The 16,232-nt window shown below is 66.1% G+C and carries 14 protein-coding genes; 11 read left to right on the top strand and 3 right to left on the bottom strand.

Annotation, left to right across the window (positions count from 1 at the left end; translation table 11 throughout):
• Window positions 1-102 precede the first annotated feature (102 nt).
• Window positions 103-789 (bottom strand): DUF2161 domain-containing phosphodiesterase, encoded by a 687-nt coding sequence (locus tag AC1DEZ_RS03075; protein WP_476778591.1) that lies wholly within the window; start codon window positions 787-789, stop codon window positions 103-105.
• Window positions 790-945: 156 nt separating this feature from the next.
• The gene (locus AC1DEZ_RS03070) at window positions 946-2,820 is read right to left on the bottom strand and encodes an ABC-F family ATP-binding cassette domain-containing protein (protein ID WP_476778772.1); all 1,875 of its coding nucleotides are present in this window, start codon (window positions 2,818-2,820) and stop codon (window positions 946-948) included.
• Window positions 2,821-2,978: 158 nt separating this feature from the next.
• Between AC1DEZ_RS03070 and AC1DEZ_RS03065 the strand changes: the two genes are divergently transcribed.
• From AC1DEZ_RS03065 to AC1DEZ_RS03025, 9 genes are all read left to right on the top strand, one after another.
• The gene (locus tag AC1DEZ_RS03065; RefSeq protein WP_441470575.1) at window positions 2,979-3,101 is read left to right on the top strand and encodes a hypothetical protein; all 123 of its coding nucleotides are present in this window, start codon (window positions 2,979-2,981) and stop codon (window positions 3,099-3,101) included.
• A gap of 92 nt (window positions 3,102-3,193) precedes the next feature.
• Window positions 3,194-3,694 (top strand): pantetheine-phosphate adenylyltransferase, encoded by a 501-nt coding sequence (coaD, locus tag AC1DEZ_RS03060; RefSeq protein WP_441512638.1) that lies wholly within the window; start codon window positions 3,194-3,196, stop codon window positions 3,692-3,694.
• Window positions 3,695-3,867: 173 nt separating this feature from the next.
• Window positions 3,868-5,199, top strand: coding sequence for a proline--tRNA ligase (proS, locus tag AC1DEZ_RS03055; protein ID WP_476778590.1), 1,332 nt, complete (start codon window positions 3,868-3,870; stop codon window positions 5,197-5,199).
• A gap of 43 nt (window positions 5,200-5,242) precedes the next feature.
• A complete protein-coding gene (locus tag AC1DEZ_RS03050; RefSeq protein ID WP_476778589.1) occupies window positions 5,243-6,535 on the top strand; it encodes a lipoprotein-releasing ABC transporter permease subunit in 1,293 nt (430 codons plus the stop codon).
• The gene (locus AC1DEZ_RS03045; RefSeq protein WP_476778588.1) at window positions 6,535-7,224 is read left to right on the top strand and encodes an ABC transporter ATP-binding protein; all 690 of its coding nucleotides are present in this window, start codon (window positions 6,535-6,537) and stop codon (window positions 7,222-7,224) included. The genes AC1DEZ_RS03050 and AC1DEZ_RS03045 overlap by 1 nt, the downstream gene beginning before the upstream one ends.
• A gap of 512 nt (window positions 7,225-7,736) precedes the next feature.
• Complete coding sequence (dnaE, locus tag AC1DEZ_RS03040) at window positions 7,737-11,210, top strand: DNA polymerase III subunit alpha (protein ID WP_476778587.1); 3,474 nt, start codon at window positions 7,737-7,739, stop codon at window positions 11,208-11,210.
• Between the two features lie 77 nt (window positions 11,211-11,287).
• The gene (gene pncA / locus AC1DEZ_RS03035) at window positions 11,288-12,016 is read left to right on the top strand and encodes a bifunctional nicotinamidase/pyrazinamidase (protein WP_476778586.1); all 729 of its coding nucleotides are present in this window, start codon (window positions 11,288-11,290) and stop codon (window positions 12,014-12,016) included.
• Window positions 12,017-12,027: 11 nt separating this feature from the next.
• On the top strand, window positions 12,028-12,723 hold the full coding sequence (locus AC1DEZ_RS03030) for a helix-turn-helix transcriptional regulator (protein ID WP_441512632.1): 696 nt from the start codon (window positions 12,028-12,030) through the stop codon (window positions 12,721-12,723).
• Window positions 12,724-12,792: 69 nt separating this feature from the next.
• Window positions 12,793-13,176: a VOC family protein gene (locus AC1DEZ_RS03025; RefSeq protein WP_476778585.1), complete on the top strand. Its 384-nt coding sequence runs from the start codon at window positions 12,793-12,795 to the stop codon at window positions 13,174-13,176.
• A 19-nt stretch (window positions 13,177-13,195) separates the two neighbouring features.
• Here AC1DEZ_RS03025 and AC1DEZ_RS03020 read toward each other — a convergent pair whose 3' ends face one another.
• On the bottom strand, window positions 13,196-14,365 hold the full coding sequence (locus AC1DEZ_RS03020) for a GGDEF domain-containing protein (protein WP_476778584.1): 1,170 nt from the start codon (window positions 14,363-14,365) through the stop codon (window positions 13,196-13,198).
• 196 nt (window positions 14,366-14,561) lie between these two features.
• Between AC1DEZ_RS03020 and AC1DEZ_RS03015 the strand changes: the two genes are divergently transcribed.
• Window positions 14,562-14,951 carry a pore-forming ESAT-6 family protein gene (locus AC1DEZ_RS03015; protein ID WP_476778583.1) on the top strand — a complete coding sequence of 130 codons (390 nt, stop codon included), beginning with the start codon at window positions 14,562-14,564 and terminating at the stop codon, window positions 14,949-14,951.
• 256 nt (window positions 14,952-15,207) lie between these two features.
• Window positions 15,208-16,209 (top strand): 30S ribosomal protein S2, encoded by a 1,002-nt coding sequence (locus AC1DEZ_RS03010; protein ID WP_441512628.1) that lies wholly within the window; start codon window positions 15,208-15,210, stop codon window positions 16,207-16,209.
• Window positions 16,210-16,232 lie beyond the last annotated feature (23 nt).

Genomic DNA, 16,232 nt, shown 5'->3' with positions numbered 1-16,232 from the left:
CCGCAAAGAACACCCCGTGGCCCCGCCGTTGCGTTGGACTAAGATTTTCTCGGACGTCCAAGGCTGATGTCGCGTGGCGGAATCAGAAGGCCGATTCGAGGTTCAGGCCGATGTCTGGCTGCTCTCTCGATGTGCGGCGTGCTCAGGTAGCCAGGTCGCCAATGCGCTGCGACCTGTCTGGGTCAGCGCGTAGACGCCGCGGGCGGAGCGTTCGAACCAGCCATAGACGTTCCGGCGCAGGATCTTCTGGGCATCGGGGAGCGATGGCTTGAGATCGCGCGGGCGTTGCGGTGCCGATGCCATCGCTGCGGCACAGGCGAGCGCCTGCTGGCGATAGGCTGTCATGATGGGCTTGCGCGTGCCTCCGCCGGCGACGGGGTCACCCCGGCGCCGCTTGTGCTCCTCCACCAATCTCGAGCGCCGGCGGGGATCCTTCCGCGGCGTAGGCGCGGTCGGAGAGACCAGGATATCGACATGGCCGGATTTGGAGACGCCCAGCAGACCGAATCCGAGGCGCCGGCAGAGATTGCGATATCTCGGATCGCTTTCGCGGCCCTTGCCCTTGGCTGAGAGCTGGGCCGCCAGCCAGATTTCATCGCCAAGGCTCATTCGCTCCACGCCCTGCAGAATGAGCTCCAGATTGAACGTCAGCTTCAACTCGCCGATCACCACGACAGCCGGATCATCATCCCGAAGCCCGACGAGATCGCAATGTCCGATCTCCCCTTTGACGGAATAGCCCAAGCCCTCGAGGAAGCGCTTGACGGGCAGATAAAGAGAGGTTTCCACACCGCATCTCCGGACAACGCGTCGAGCATGCCCTCACAGTCGTTTCAGAGAGGCAAACGCCGTTCTGAGCAGGGCGCCGCGCCTCCACCGGCAGAACCGGCGGGCGCGCCGGCAGATGGGTCCGATCCCTGATCCGGATAGCGCTTCGGCCGTGCCTTAGGCGCTCTCCAGCTCTTCACCGAGCAGCAGCCATTCCTCCTCGGCGGCTGTCAGCGCCTCCGCCAGCTCAGCGCGCTGGCGCGAGATCTGCAGCGCCTTCTCGGGCTCGCGGGAGAAGGCGCCGTTGGCGAGCGCGGCGTCGACCTTCTCGATCAGCCCGGTCAGCTTGGCGATGCGCGCTTCCGCAAGGTTGAGCTTTTGCCTGAGCGGCCCCTGCGCCGCCCGCTTCGTGGCGGCCTCCTTGCGCTCGTCCGTCTTCGGCTTGGCGGCTCCCGCTTCAGCGGTGGGCTTGCCGCGCCGTTCGGCCTTGGCGCTGTCGAGCACGAAGGCACGGTAGTCCTCCATGTCGCCGTCGAAGTTCTTCACCGTGCCGTTCGCCACCAGCCAGAGCCGGTCGGCGCAGGCCTCGATCAGGAAGCGGTCGTGGCTGACGAGAATGACGGCGCCGGGATAGTCGTTGATTGCCGTCATCAGCGCGGTGCGGCTGTCGATGTCGAGATGGTTCGTCGGCTCGTCGAGGATCAGCAGATGCGGGCCGTGGAAGGTGGCGAGACCCAGCATCAATCGGGCCTTCTCGCCACCCGAGAGCAGCTTCACCGGCGTATCCGCCTTGGACGCGGGAAAGCCGATCTGCGCCGCCTTGGAGCGGACCTTGGCCTCCGGCGCATCCGGCATCAGGTCGCGCAGATGGCCGACGGGCGTGTCCTCCAGCCGCAATTCGTCGAGCTGGTGCTGGGCGAAATAAGCGGTTTCGAGCTTGCTCGACTTCTTCATCTCGCCGGAGAGCGGGGCGAGCCTTCCGCCGATCAGCTTGCAGAAGGTCGATTTGCCGTTGCCGTTGGAGCCGAGCAGGGCGATCCGGTCGTCCGGGGCGAGGTTGAGCTTGAGCCGCGACAGCACCTTGCGCTCGCCATAGCCGGCGCTGGCATCGTCCAGAACGATCATCGGCGGCGAGAGCGGCTTCTCCGGCCCGGGGAAGACGAAAGGCTGGACGTCGCGATCGACGATCGCCGCGATGGTCTCCATCTTCTCCAGCCGCTTCACGCGCGACTGCGCCTGGCGCGCCTTCGTGGCCTTGGCCTTGAAGCGGTCGACGAAGGCCTGGAGATGCTTGCGCTCGGCGTCCTGCTTCTCCTTCGCGCGAGCGAGCTGCATCTGCTTCTCGGCGCGCTGCTTCTCGAAGGAGGAATAGCCGCCGCGATAGAGCGAGAGCTTGCCCTGGTCGAGATGCAGGATGTGGTCGACGCTGGTGTCGAGCAATTCGCGATCGTGGCTGATGACCAGAACGGTGTGCGGATAGCGCTCCAGATAATCGTAGAGCCAGAGCGTGCCTTCAAGATCGAGATAGTTGGTCGGCTCGTCGAGCAGCAGCAGGTCGGGTTCCGAGAACAGCACGGCCGCGAGCGCGACGCGCATGCGCCAGCCGCCCGAAAAGTCGGAGCAGGGGCGCTGCTGCGCCTCCTCGTTGAAGCCGAGGCCGTGCAGCACCATCGCAGCGCGCGCTGGCGCGGAATGGGCGCCGATATCGGCGAGCCGTGTTCCGATCTCGGCGATCCGGTGCGGGTCGGTCGCGGTCTCGGCTTCCTGCATCAACGCAGTGCGTTCGGTGTCGGCGGCGAGCACGACCTCGATCAGCGATTCCGGGCCGCCGGGCGCCTCTTGCGCCACGCCGCCGATGCGCCGGCCCTTCGGCAGGCTGATATTGCCGCTCTCGGTGCCGAGATCGCCGGTGATGATCTTGAACAGGGTGGTCTTGCCGGTGCCGTTGCGGCCGACGAAGCCGACACGTGCGCCGTCCGGGATCGCGGCGCCGGTATGGTCGAGCAGCAGGCGCTCGCCGAGGCGATAGGTGATGTCGTTGATCGTCAGCATGGCCGCCGGTTTAGGCGGTTTGCGCATGAAAACGCAATGCACGGCCGGAATATCGGGCCTGACGTCACTGTTTCGTCACAATCTTGCCACGGGACGGCCCGCACTCGCCTTCACCCAACGGAACCGGAAGTCGTTTCCGATTCGCGAGGCAGTCTTCGATGCATGCCTACCCGTTCGATGTCGCGTCCCGCCACGTTTCCTCACTGGCGTCCCTGATGATCTGCCTGTCCATCATCCTCGGCAGCGCCGCCGCGCTCACTGCGATCGTCCCGTTTTCCTGACGTTGCATCGGCTTGCCTTGGGGCAGGGCGAGCCTGGCCGGGGTCGGGGATGCGGCTTGTCGCGCCGCGGGTGAGCCGCTAACGCTGGCATCATGGCACGCATCGCTTTCTACACCGGCTCCTTCGACCCCGTGACCAACGGCCATGCCGACGTGATCGCCGCGGCGGCAGGGCTTTGCGACAAGCTGGTCGTCGCGATCGGCGTCCATCCCGGCAAGACGCCGCTTCTCTCCGTCGAGCAGCGCGCCGAACTGGTGCGTATTGTCGCGACGCCGCTGCTGGCAGCGAAGGGGGCTGTGCTCGATGTCGTGACCTTCGACGATCTCGCCGTCGATGCGGCACGCCGCGCGGGGGCCTCGCTCATCATCCGCGGCCTGCGCGACGGCAGCGATCTCGACTACGAGATGCAGATGGCGGGGATGAACGGGACGATGGCGCCCGAAGTGCAGACGGTGTTCCTGCCGGCCTCGCCCGGTGTGCGCTACATCACTGCGACACTGGTGCGCCAGATCGCGGCGATGGGCGGGGATGTCTCGCCCTTCGTGCCCGCGCCGGTACTTTCCGCGTTGAAGGCGCGCTTCGCCAAAAACTGAAGCAGCACTCTTGGCCGGCGGCAAAATAGATCGAGGCGAACGGCACACAACTTCGCCACGTTCCGTGGCTTTCTGCTGATTTTGGTTTGCATTTTGCCGAGAGCGATGGTGTCTCTCAGATGAAGCGACTCGTCGTGCAAGTTCTTGCGCGACGCCCTCCGACAGGTTTTCCGATGCGTCTCTCCCGCTATTTCCTGCCCCTCCTGCGCGATACGCCCAAGGAGGCGGAGATCGTCTCGCACCGGCTGATGCTGCGTGCCGGCATGATCCGCCAACAGTCGGCCGGCATCTATTCCTGGTTGCCGCTGGGCCTGCGGGTGCTCAACAAGATCAATGCGGTGATCCGCGAGGAGCAGAATCGCTCGGGCGCCATCGAGATCCTGATGCCGACGATCCAATCGGCCGATCTCTGGCGCGAGAGCGGGCGCTACGACGCCTATGGCAAGGAGATGTTGCGCATCAAGGATCGGCATGATCGCGAGATGCTCTACGGCCCGACCAACGAGGAGATGGTCACGGACATCTTCCGGTCCTATGTGAAGTCCTACAAGGACTTGCCGCTCAATCTCTATCACATCCAGTGGAAGTTCCGCGACGAGGTGCGCCCGCGCTTCGGCGTGATGCGCGGCCGCGAATTCCTGATGAAGGACGCCTACTCCTTCGACATCGACAAGGACGCGGCCCGCCACGCCTATAACCGCATGTTCACGGCCTATCTGCGCACCTTCGCGCGGCTCGGCCTCAAGGCGATCCCGATGCGTGCCGATACCGGCCCGATCGGTGGCGATCTCTCGCACGAGTTCATCGTGCTCGCCTCGACCGGCGAGAGCGAGGTCTTCTGCCATAGCGACTATCTGACATTCGACACGCCGGCGGCCGACACCGACTTCGACAGCGTTGCCGGGCTGCAGGGCGTCGTCGACAAGTGGACGAGCCTCTATGCCGCCACCGAGGAGATGCACGACAAGCCGGCCTTCGAGGCGATCCCCGAGGGCAAGCGTCTTTCGGCGCGTGGCATCGAGGTCGGCCACATCTTCTATTTCGGCACCAAATATTCCGACCCGATGGGCGCGACCGTGACCGGCCCAGACGGCCAGCCGGTGCCGGTCCATATGGGCTCCTACGGCATCGGCCCGAGCCGCCTCGTCGCGGCGCTGATCGAAGCCGGGCATGACGATGGCGGCATCGTCTGGCCCGACGAGATCGCGCCCTTCGATGTTTCCGTCATCAACCTCAAGGTCGGCGACGCGGCGACCGACGGCGCGGCCGAGCAGATCTACAAGCACCTGCTCGCCAAGGGCTACGATGCTGCGCTGGACGATACTGACGACCGGCCGGGCGCCAAATTCGCCACTGCCGACCTTATCGGTGTGCCCTGGCAGATCATCGTCGGGCCGAAGGGCCTGGCCGAGGGCAAGGTCGAGCTGAAGCGCCGTGCGGGCGGCGAGCGCGAGCTCGTCTCGCTCGAAGCCGCGCTCGACCGCTTCAAGGGCCGGACGGCGTGACGGAGCGCCGCGCCAAAGGTCCTCGCATGGTCAGAGCGGCTTCATGAGCGCTGTCGCCGAGAATGCCGCCATTCCGACTGGAACGAAGCCCTTCGCCGGCTTCGAATGGCTGCTGGCCGGGCGCTATCTGCGCACGCGCCGGCGCGAGGGCTTCGTCTCGGTCATCGCCGGATTCTCGTTCCTCGGCATCCTGCTCGGCGTCGCCACGCTGATCATCGTGATGTCGGTGATGAACGGCTTCCGGAAAGAACTGCTGGAGAAGATCGTCGGCGTGAACGGGCATATCTTCGCCACGCCGATCGACCGGCCGCTCGACGATTACGACAGCGTCGCGCTGAAGCTCTCCAAGATCCCCGGCGTCAAGCTTGCGATCCCGCTGGTCGAAGGCCAGGCATTAGCCTCCTCGCAGACCGGCAACAACGGCGTGCTGGTCCGCGGCGTGCGCGAGGTCGACATCAAGGCGATTCCCTTCATCGGCGGCAATATCAAGGCGGGCACGCTCGACGGCTTCGACAGCGGGACGCCGGGCGTCGCGATCGGCCGACGCCTCGCCAATGCGCTGGGCATCCAGGTCGGCGACACGATGACGCTAGTCTCGCCGCAGGGGGCCTCGACGCCTTTCGGCACGGCGCCGCGTATCAAGGCCTATCCCGTCAAGGCGATCTTCGAGATCGGCATGACCGAGTTCGACAGCACCTTCGTCTACATGCCGCTGGTCGAGAGCCAGGCCTATTTCAACCGCGACGGCGACGTGAACGTCATCGAGATATTCGTCGACAATCCCGACCGGACCCAGTCCGTCCGCGATGCGATCGAGGCCGATGCGCCGCGCCCGCTCGTGCTTTCGGACTGGCGCCAGAGGAATCGCAGCTTCTTCAACGCGCTCGAAGTCGAGCGGAACGTGATGTTCATCATCCTGACGCTGATCGTGCTGGTGGCGGCGCTGAACATCGTCTCCGGCCTGATCATGCTGGTGAAGGACAAGACCGCCGACATCGCGATCATGCGGACGATGGGGGCGACGCGCGGCACCGTGCTGCGCGTCTTCCTGATCACCGGCGCGGCGATCGGCGTCATCGGCACGGTCGCCGGCCTCATCCTCGGCGTGCTCTTCGCCAACAACATCAAGTCGATCATGGCGGCGCTGAACTGGATCACCGGCGCCAATCTCTGGGACCCGACGGTGCGCTTCCTCAGCGACATCCCCTCGGTCATCGACTGGCGAGAGGTGGTGAGCGTCGTGCTGATGGCGCTGACGCTGTCGCTGCTGGCGACGCTCTATCCGGCCTGGAAGGCGGCGCGCCTCGATCCGGTCGAAGCGCTGAGGATGGGCTGATGGCGCAGGAGATGCCCGCGCTCTTCCTCTCGCAGGTGGAACGCTTCTATCCGCAGAGCGACGCGCCGCTCGAAGTGCTGCGCCGGGCCGATCTCGCGCTCTGGCCGGGCGAGGTCGTCGCGCTGGTCGCGCCGAGCGGCACCGGAAAGTCGACGCTGCTGCATGTCGCCGGCCTGCTGGAGAAGCCCGATGCCGGCGAGGTCTTCGTCGGCGGGCTCGCCACGACCAAGCTCGACGATGCCGGGCGCACGCGCCTGCGCCGCACCGAGATCGGCTTCGTCTATCAGTTCCACCACCTCCTGCCGGAGTTCACTGCGCTGGAGAACGTCGTCCTGCCGCAGCGCATCCGCGGCCTGCCGCGCGATGAGGCGGAGGAGCGGGCATCGGAGCTTCTGACCTTCCTGGGTCTGGGCGAGCGGCTGGATCATCTGCCGGGTGAGCTCTCGGGAGGCGAGCAGCAGCGCGTCGCCATCGGCCGCGCCGTCGCCAACGGGCCGCGTCTGCTGCTGGCCGACGAGCCGACCGGCAATCTCGATCCGCATACCTCGCAGCATGTGTTCGGCACGCTGATGGCGCTGGCCCGGGCTTCGGGGCTCGCGGCGCTGATCGCGACGCATAACCTGCAGCTGGCGAGCCAGATGGACCGGCAGGTCACGATCCGCGACGGGCTCGTCGTACCGCTGGATTGAAGGCGCCGCCGTCTTCCTGGGAGATGGGCAGGCTCGCGCGTCCAACGAAGGAGACGATGCGGAAGCGCATCGTCATTCCCCGGCATGACCCGAAATCGGCGCTGCCGGAGGTGGCTTGTCCGGAATGACGGCGCAGTTGCCACGCGCTCCAGATCTTAACGGGCCCACATTGCCGTTAGGCAGCCGTTAACCGCCCCGGCGGCGAGGGCGTCCGACGCCAGCTGCTTCGATTGACGAGAACAAAACATGAACTAGAATGAACCTATCAAGAACAACGGAGGTTCTCATGACTGCAGCGCGTAAATTCGCCGCCGGCCTTGCCGAGATCGCCTCGCTCGGCGTCTTCCTCGGCATGATCTGGCTCTGGGCCGCGATCTTCTCCGGCCCGCATGTCTGATCCCGGCAGGAGCCATCCACAGCACCGCGAAGGAATCCTCGACGCCGGCTGGGCCGAGGTTTCATAAGGGGAACGGACACGACGAGTCGCGCGGCGGCGACGATGGGAGAAGGACATGGGTCGGGAAGCTGGCGAGGCGCGCATCCTCTCGGACATCGGCTTCGTCCATCTTCATGTCCATTCGAGCTATTCGCTGCTCGAAGGCGCGATGACCGTCGCGACGCTCTCGAAGCTCGCGGCCGCCGATGGACAGCCGGCGCTGGCTCTCACCGACAGCGACAATCTCTTCGGCGCGCTCGAATTCTCGGAGAAGCTGGCAGGCGCCGGCCTGCAGCCTATCGTCGGCGTGCAGCTTTCGGTCGATTTTGCCGATGACGGCGACGGGAGCCGCAAGCCGGTTCAGCCGCAGCGCCTGCCGCATATCGTTCTGCTTGCCATGGACGAGGCCGGCTATGGCAACCTGATGAAGCTCGTCAGCGAGGCCGCTCTGGCAACCGGCGGGGCAGGTCAGCCGGTCACGACGGTCGCACGGCTCTCCGCCTTCAATACCGGACTCATCGCCCTCACCGGCGGCCATGGCGGGCCGATCGACACGGCGCTGCGCAGCGGCCAGCTCCCGCAGGCGACGGCCCGTCTCGCCACGCTCGCCGAGATCTATGGCGACCGGCTCTATGTCGAGATCCAGCGCCATGGCGGCGACGGGGAGGCGGGGCTGGAGGCTCATCTCCTGCGCCTTGCCTATGATGCCGATCTGCCGATCGTCGCGACCAACGAGCCCTTCTTCGCCAAGCCTGCCGATTTCGACGCGCATGATGCGCTGCTGGCGGTGGCGGAAGGGCGGCTCGTTTCGGACGGCACGCGCCGGCGCGTCTCGCCCGAGCATTATTTCGCTTCGCGCGCCGAGATGCAGAAGCGTTTCGCCGATCTGCCGGAGGCGCTGGCGAGCACGGTCGAGATCGCGATGCGCTGCCACTGGCGTGTCACGACCCGCAAGCCGATCCTGCCGCGCTTCGGCGAGGAAGGGCGGGACGAGGCGGAGGAGCTGCAGGAACAGGCCCGCGCCGGCCTTGCCGCGCGACTAGCCAAGCACGGCCCGGCCGAGGGCTTCAGCGTCGAGGATTACGACAAGCGGCTCGATTTCGAACTCTCGATCATCACCCGGATGAAGTTCCCGGGCTACTTCCTGATCGTCTCGGACTTCATCAAATGGGCGAAGAACCAGGACATCCCGGTCGGGCCCGGCCGCGGTTCGGGCGCCGGCTCGCTCGTCGCCTATGCGCTGACGATCACCGACGTCGATCCGCTGCGCTTCGGCCTGCTGTTCGAGCGCTTCCTCAACCCGGATCGCGTCTCGATGCCGGATTTCGACATCGACTTCTGCCAGAACCGGCGTGAAGAGGTGATCGAATACGTCAAGCACCATTACGGGCAGGAGCGCGTCGCGCAGATCATCACCTTCGGCACGCTGCTGGCGCGCGGCGTGCTGCGCGATGTCGGCCGCGTGCTGGAGATGCCCTACGGCCAGGTCGACAAGCTGACCAAGCTCGTGCCGCAGAACCCGGCCAAGCCGATTTCGCTGAAGGATGCGATCGAGGGCGAGCCGAAGCTGCAGCAGGCGGCCGAGGAGGAGCCGATCGTCGCGCGGCTGCTCGAAATTGGCCAGAAGCTGGAAGGGCTTCACCGCCATGCTTCGACCCACGCCGCAGGCGTGGTGATCGGCGACCGGCCGCTGGAGCAGCTCGTCGCGCTCTCGGTCGATCCGCGCACCGGAATGCGCGTCACCCAGTTCAACATGAAATGGGTCGAGCAGGCCGGGCTGGTGAAGTTCGACTTCCTCGGCCTGAAGACGCTGACGACGCTGACCACGGCGGTGAAGCTCATCGCCCAGCGCGATATCCATATCGATCTGGCGCAGTTGCCCTTCGACGATCCGACGACCTACGCCATGCTCGCCCGCGGCGAGACGGTCGGCGTGTTCCAGGTGGAATCGGTCGGCATGCGCAAGGCGCTGGTCGAAATGAAGGCCGACCGCATCGAGGACCTGATCGCGCTGGTGGCGCTGTATCGTCCGGGCCCGATGGACAACATCCCGACCTATTGCCGCCGCAAGCTCGGGCTGGAGGATCCGACCTATCTCCATCCCGGCATGGAGCCGTATCTGCGCGAGACCCACGGCATCATCGTCTACCAGGAACAGGTGATGCAGGTCGCGCAGGCGCTCTCGGGCTATTCGCTCGGCGAAGCCGACCTGCTGCGCCGCGCAATGGGCAAGAAGATCAAGGCCGAGATGGACGCCCAGCGCGACCGTTTCGTGAAGGGCGCCATCGAGGGCGGCATCAAGAAGGATACCGCTTCCGAGATCTTCGATCTGCTCGCCAAATTCGCCGACTATGGCTTCAACAAGAGCCACGCGGCGGCCTATGCGGTGGTCGCCTTCCAGACCGCTTTTCTAAAGGCGAATTACCCGGTCGAATTCCTCGCCGCGTCGATGACGCTCGACATGGGCAACACCGACAAGCTCTCGGAATTCCGGCGCGATGCGGAGCGTCTGGGAATCAAGGTCGAGCGTCCCGCGATCAACCACTCAGGCGTCGAGTTCGACGTGGCCGAGGGCAAGATCTTCTACGCGCTCGGCGCCATCAAAGGCGTCGGACGGTCGGCGGTGGAATCGGTGGTGACGGCGCGGGCGGCAGGTGGTCCCTTCCGCGATCTCGCCGATCTCGCGCGCCGCATCGACACGAAGCTTGTCAACCGCCGTACGCTCGAAGCGCTGATCGCGGCCGGCGCGCTCGACGAACTCGAAGAGGATCGCGCCCGCGCCATGGCGGCGATCGACGGCATGCTGGCGCTTTCGAACCGCATTCGTGACGAGGCGGCTGCCGGCCAGTTCGATCTCCTGGGCGGCGGGGTGGTCCAGGAAGCCTTCCGGATTCCGCAGGTCGAACCCTGGGCGCCAGCCGAGAAACTCAAGCGCGAGCACGAGGCCGTCGGCTTCTTCCTCTCCGGCCACCCGCTCGACGACTACGAGCATGTGCTGAAGCGGCTGCGCGTGCAGCGCTACACCGATTTCGCCCAGACGGTGCGCGCCAACGGCACGGGCGTCGGCAAGGTCGCAGTCTCGGTCATCGACAAGTCGGAACGCCGCACCAAATCGGGCTCGAAGATGGGCATCGTCAACCTGTCCGACCCGAGCGGGCAGTTCGAGGCGGTGCTGTTTTCGGAAGGGCTGATGCGTTTCCGTGACCTGCTCGAGCCGGGCAGGGCGCTGGTGCTGCGTCTCTCCGCCGTGCTCGACGGCGAGGAGGTGCGCCCGCGCATCGAGGATGTCGAGGTGCTTGATGACCTCGCCTCGCGGCAGAAGCAGGATTTGCTGATCTATCTGCGCGACGAGAAAGCAGTCGCTTCCATCGCCGAGCGCATCCGCCCGCGCGAAGCCGTGCGGGCTGAAGGCAAGGTCTCAATAGTCATGATCCTCGACGAAGGCGCGCAGGAGGTCGAGATCGAGCTGCCCGGCAAATTCCCGATCAACCAGCAGATCGCCAATGCGGTGCGCGCCGCGCCGGGCGTCGTCAGCGTCGAACTGCGTTAGGCGTTCATCGCGGGCACGGTTGCCGCCTTGCCGCGGGCGTGCCGCTGGCGCAGGTTAATGTCGGTGGGAGGCGGGCCATGACGGATCGGGGCGGGATCGACAGGCGCGGATTGATCGCGGGAGCGACGATCCTGACCGCGGCGGCGGCGGCGCGCGCCAGCAAGGCACAGGAGCAACCCGTGATCGACGAGCGGACCGTCCTCATCGTCGTCGACGTCCAGAACGATTTCTGCCCCGGCGGCAGCCTCGCCGTCGCCAGGGGTGATGAAGTCGTCCCGGTCATCAACGCGCTGGCAAAGCGCTTCTCCAACATCGTTTTGACGCAGGATTGGCATCCGCCCGGCCATTCGTCTTTCGCGTCGAGCCATCAGGGGAAGAAGCCGTTCGATACGGTCCAGATGTCCTATGGCCCGCAGGTGCTCTGGCCGGATCACTGCGTACAGGGCACGAAGGGGGCCGAATTCCGCGCCGATCTCGATCTGGCTCGGGCTCAGACCGTCATCCGCAAGGGTTTTCGCCGCGAGATCGACAGCTATTCGGGTTTCGTCGAGGCGGATCGCCGGACGCCGACGGGCCTGACCGGCTATCTTCGCGAGCGCGGCATCCTGCGGGCCGTCGTGGCGGGCCTGGCGACCGATTTCTGCGTGAGCTGGACGGCGCAAGATGCGGCGCGAGCCGGCTTCGACACCTATGTCGTCGAAGATGCCTGCCGCGCCATCGATCTCGAAGGCTCGCTCGCCAAAGCTTGGGCAGAGATGGCAGAGCTCGACGTGACGCGGATCAAGGCCAGCGATCTGCCGGGCTGAGGTTCAGGCCGGTGTCGCGCGCGCAACGCCTGCTCGACCTTGTCCAGGTGCTGCGCCGACACCGCCGCCCGGTTTCGGGGCGCAAACTTGCCGCCGAGCTCGGCGTCAGCATCCGCACGCTCTATCGCGATATCGTCACCTTGCAGGGGCAGGGGGCGCCGATTGAAGGCGAACCCGGGCTCGGCTATGTGCTGAAGCCGGGCTTCATGCTGCCTCCCCTGATGTTCAGCGAAGAGGAGATCGAAGCGCTGGTGCTCGGCTCGCGCTGGGTGGCGGACCGCGCGGACGGCGCGCTGGCGCTGGCGGCGCGCGATGCCATGGCCAAGATCGTCGCCGTTCTGCCGGTCGATATGGCCGGTCGCGTCGAGGAGGCGGCGTTGATCCTTGGCCCTGGGCGAAAGGCCGTCGATGCGCCCGAGATCGATCTCGCCGCGATCCGTCAGGCCATCCGCGCCGGGCGCAAGGCCGCGATCGGCTATAGCGACGAGAAGGGCCGTGTCAGCGAGCGCGTGGTCTGGCCGATCGCACTCTCTTTCTTCGATCATGTCCGCGTGCTCGTCGCCTGGTGCGAGCTGAGGCAGGATTTCCGGCATTTTCGAACGGACAGGCTCACGCGGTTCGAGACGCAGGAGAACCGCTATCCGCATCGCCGGCAGGCGCTGCTCAAGATCTGGCGCGAGAAGGAGGGAATTGCCGCATCGGTGTGATCGACGCTGCCGGAAATTGGCAGCATCCGATTCTAGTCTTCCGCTATCTCGAGACCTTGGGAGGCCATCATGTTCGACGCCCACTTCATCCTGCTTCATGTCGATAGCCCTGCAGCGAGCGCCCGCTTCTATGCGGAATTGCTCGGCAGCGAGCCGCTCGAACAGTCGCCGACCTTCGCGATGTTCGCGCTTCCCTCGGGAATGAGACTCGGCCTGTGGTCGCGTCATACGGTCGAGCCGGCAACGACCGGATCCGGCGGAGCGGCCGAGATCGCCATGGTGGTCCCGAGTCCCGAGGCTGTCGATGCAGCCTGTTCGGATTGGCGCGAACGCGGCATCGCCATCCTGCAGGAGCCGACGGATCTCGATTTCGGCCGCACCTTCACCGCGCAGGACCCGGACGGCCACCGGTTGCGGGTGTTCCATCCCTTTCGAGATCCCGAACAGGGGTGAGACCGCCGCGTTCGGGCGCTCAGGCCTCAAGCGGCCTGAGCTGCGCCTGAACGCGATCGCGGCCGAGGCGCTTGGCCCGGTAGAGCGCTTCGTCGGCCTCCGCCAGCAACTGATCAAGGCCCCGGGAGCGCAGATCGCTTTCGGCGACGCCGATGCTGAGCGTCGGCGGGCCCGCCAGATCATGGAATTCGGCAAGCGCATCCTTGAAGACACCGCGAATGCGCTCGGCCACGCGGACGGCCTCGCGCACACCGACGCCGGGCAGCACGACCGCGAACTCGTCGCCGCCCTGCCGGGCAAGGATGTCGCCGCCGCGCAACTGCCCCTGTACGGCATGCGCGAAGACCCGCAGGATCTCGTCGCCAGCCGCGTGACCGCGCGTGTCGTTCAGGGTCTTGAAATGGTCGATGTCCACGAGAAGGATGGAGACCCGCATTTCGCCCCGTTGCCCGCCCCGGACCTGCTGGTCGAGCCATTGCTCGAGCCCGGAGCGGTTCATCGCGCCGGTCAGCGGGTCGCGCCGGGCGAGTGTCGCCAGCATGCGGTTTGAGCGTTCGGCGGCGAGCAGGAGCAAGGCCTGCCCGCGCAGGATGATGAAGGCGACGCCGGTCGCCGCGAGCCAGGCATTCGCTCCGGCATCGCGCGGGAGAAGGGTCGTGCCGACGCGGTCGAACGCCGCCAGCCCCATGCGGCCGACATAGATCACGACCGTCGGGGCAAACAGCGCAGCGAGCAGCCATGCCGAGCGCAGCCGCTCCTCCAATCCGAGGCGAATGGCTTCCCTCACGATCGCGGCGTCGCAGAGGGCCATCACGACCGCAACGATCATGACCCGCGTCGCATAGCCCTGCTCACCCGGCGAGAGCGAGAGCAGGATCCAGACTGCAAGCAGGACGACTCCGAGGCCGAACCAGTGCAACTCGCGCCCGCCGAAGTGGCGGATGCCGAACAGCAGCAGCAGGCAGCCGGCCAGCATCGCCGTATTCGCGAATTCGATCGAGATCAGGTCCGGAATAGCGTCGCGGAACGCTGCGGCGAGGAGGCCCGCCCCGATGCACAGGCTGCTCGTTCCCCACCATATCGGGCTGCGGGTGAAGCGCCCCGTCGCGAAGGTCATCAACTGCATCAGGCCAATGATGAAGCAGGTCAGCGCGCCGGTGACGAAGATCGTCCTGAGGTCGAGAATCATGCTCGCGCCGGCCCGTCTCGCCGCGGCGGAGCGGGCGCGACAGGCGTCTTTGGGCGCCGGGAACGACCGCCGTCCACGTCCTGCCGGGCCTGCATCGTCCTGGGTTGAGGAGCAGGCATGCAAGGGCTAGTCAGAATGCGGATGGGGGCGAGCATGGTTGCATGCTTGGGATCATAATAGCCCGAGGATATCCAGCATGAACTTTTATAAGTCGTTGATCGCCACGTCGGCCGTCGCTGTTCTGGCGTCCGCCGTTCCGTCCTTTGCCCAGACGCAGGCAGACCAGTTGAAGCTCGCCTATCAGGCCGCTCGCAACCAGCTCGGCATTCTCGGCTATTGCGCCGAAAAGGGCCATACCGACGCTTCCGCCGTGGACGCGCAGAAGAAGCTGATCGCGCTCATTCCCGCGCCGGCCGATGCCAGCGGCGGGGATGCGGCGGAGGCCGCCGGCCGCAAGGGCTCGATCTCGGTCATGGGAATGGAGCAAAATCTCGAGGTGATCGCCAAGGCGCAGGGCGGCACGCCCGCCGCCTATTGCAAGCAGATCGGCGATCTCGTGAAGCAGGTGGGCGCCAAGCTGCCGTAGCGGCGAGGGGCGGGTTTCCCGCCCGCATCGGAGTGATCGACGAAGCGTCCCGCGCGTGTTCTCGCGCGGGGGTGCCACGAGCCGAGCCGGATTTTCTTGGCCGCTCCGGCTTGCAATGCGGCGCCATCCCTAGTAAGGCGCAAGCCATCCCACATGGAGCGTATCGCCTCTTTACCTACGAGGCGTTCCGGTGACGCGGCAGCTCATGCCTTGTTCATTCGCGCTCCAGAGGCTCAACCGGAAGGACTAGAACACCATGGCTCTGCCTGATTTCTCCATGCGCCAGCTCCTCGAGGCCGGTGCCCATTTCGGCCACCAGTCCCACCGCTGGAACCCCAAGATGTCCCCGTACATCTTCGGCGTCCGCAACAACATCCACATCCTCGACCTGTCGCAGTCGGTGCCGATGCTGCATCGTGCCCTGCAGGCGGTCTCGGACACCGTCGCCCGCGGCGGCCGCGTCCTCTTCGTCGGCACCAAGCGCCAGGCGCAGGACGCCATCGCCGATGCGGCCAAGCGTTCGGCCCAGTATTACGTCAACTCCCGCTGGCTCGGCGGCATGCTGACGAACTGGAAGACCATCTCGGCTTCGATCCAGCGTCTGCGCAAGGTGGACGAGCTGCTCAACGGCGGCGGCTCCGGCCTGACCAAGAAGGAGCGTCTGATGCTGTCGCGTGAGCGCGACAAGCTCGAGAAGGCTCTCGGCGGCATCAAGGACATGGGCGGCACGCCGGACATGATCTTCGTGATCGACACCAACAAGGAAGCACTCGCGATCAAGGAGGCCCAGCGCCTCGGCATCCCGGTTGCCGCGATCGTCGACTCGAACTCGGATCCGGACGGCATCACCTTCCCGGTTCCGGCCAATGACGACGCCGGCCGCGCCATCCAGTTCTATTGCGACCTGATCGCCCGTTCGGCGATCGACGGCATCGGCCGCGCCTCGGGCGACCAGGGCATCGATGTCGGCGCCGCCGAGGCGCCGGTCGTCGAGGAGGTTCTGGAGCCGGTGGCTGCCGAAGGCCAGGTTTTCGAGACGCTGACCACCCCGCGCGGCGCTCCGGACGATCTGACCAAGCTCTCGGGCATGGGCCCCGACGCGGTCCAGAAGCTGAACGACGGCGGCATCTACCACTTCTGGCAGATTGCGGCGATGTCGCCGGCCGACGTGACCAAGGTCGACCACGACCTGAAGCTCGGCGGCAAGATCGAGCGCGAGGGCTGGGTCGCCCAGGCTCGCGAACTCGCAGACGCCTGATACAGACTGCATGATGGCGGCGC

It is taken from the genome of Allobosea sp. 10L422, from assembly GCF_056395345.1.
The sequence above is the reverse complement of the archived record's forward strand: the minus strand, read 5'-3'. Positions and strand labels throughout refer to the sequence as shown.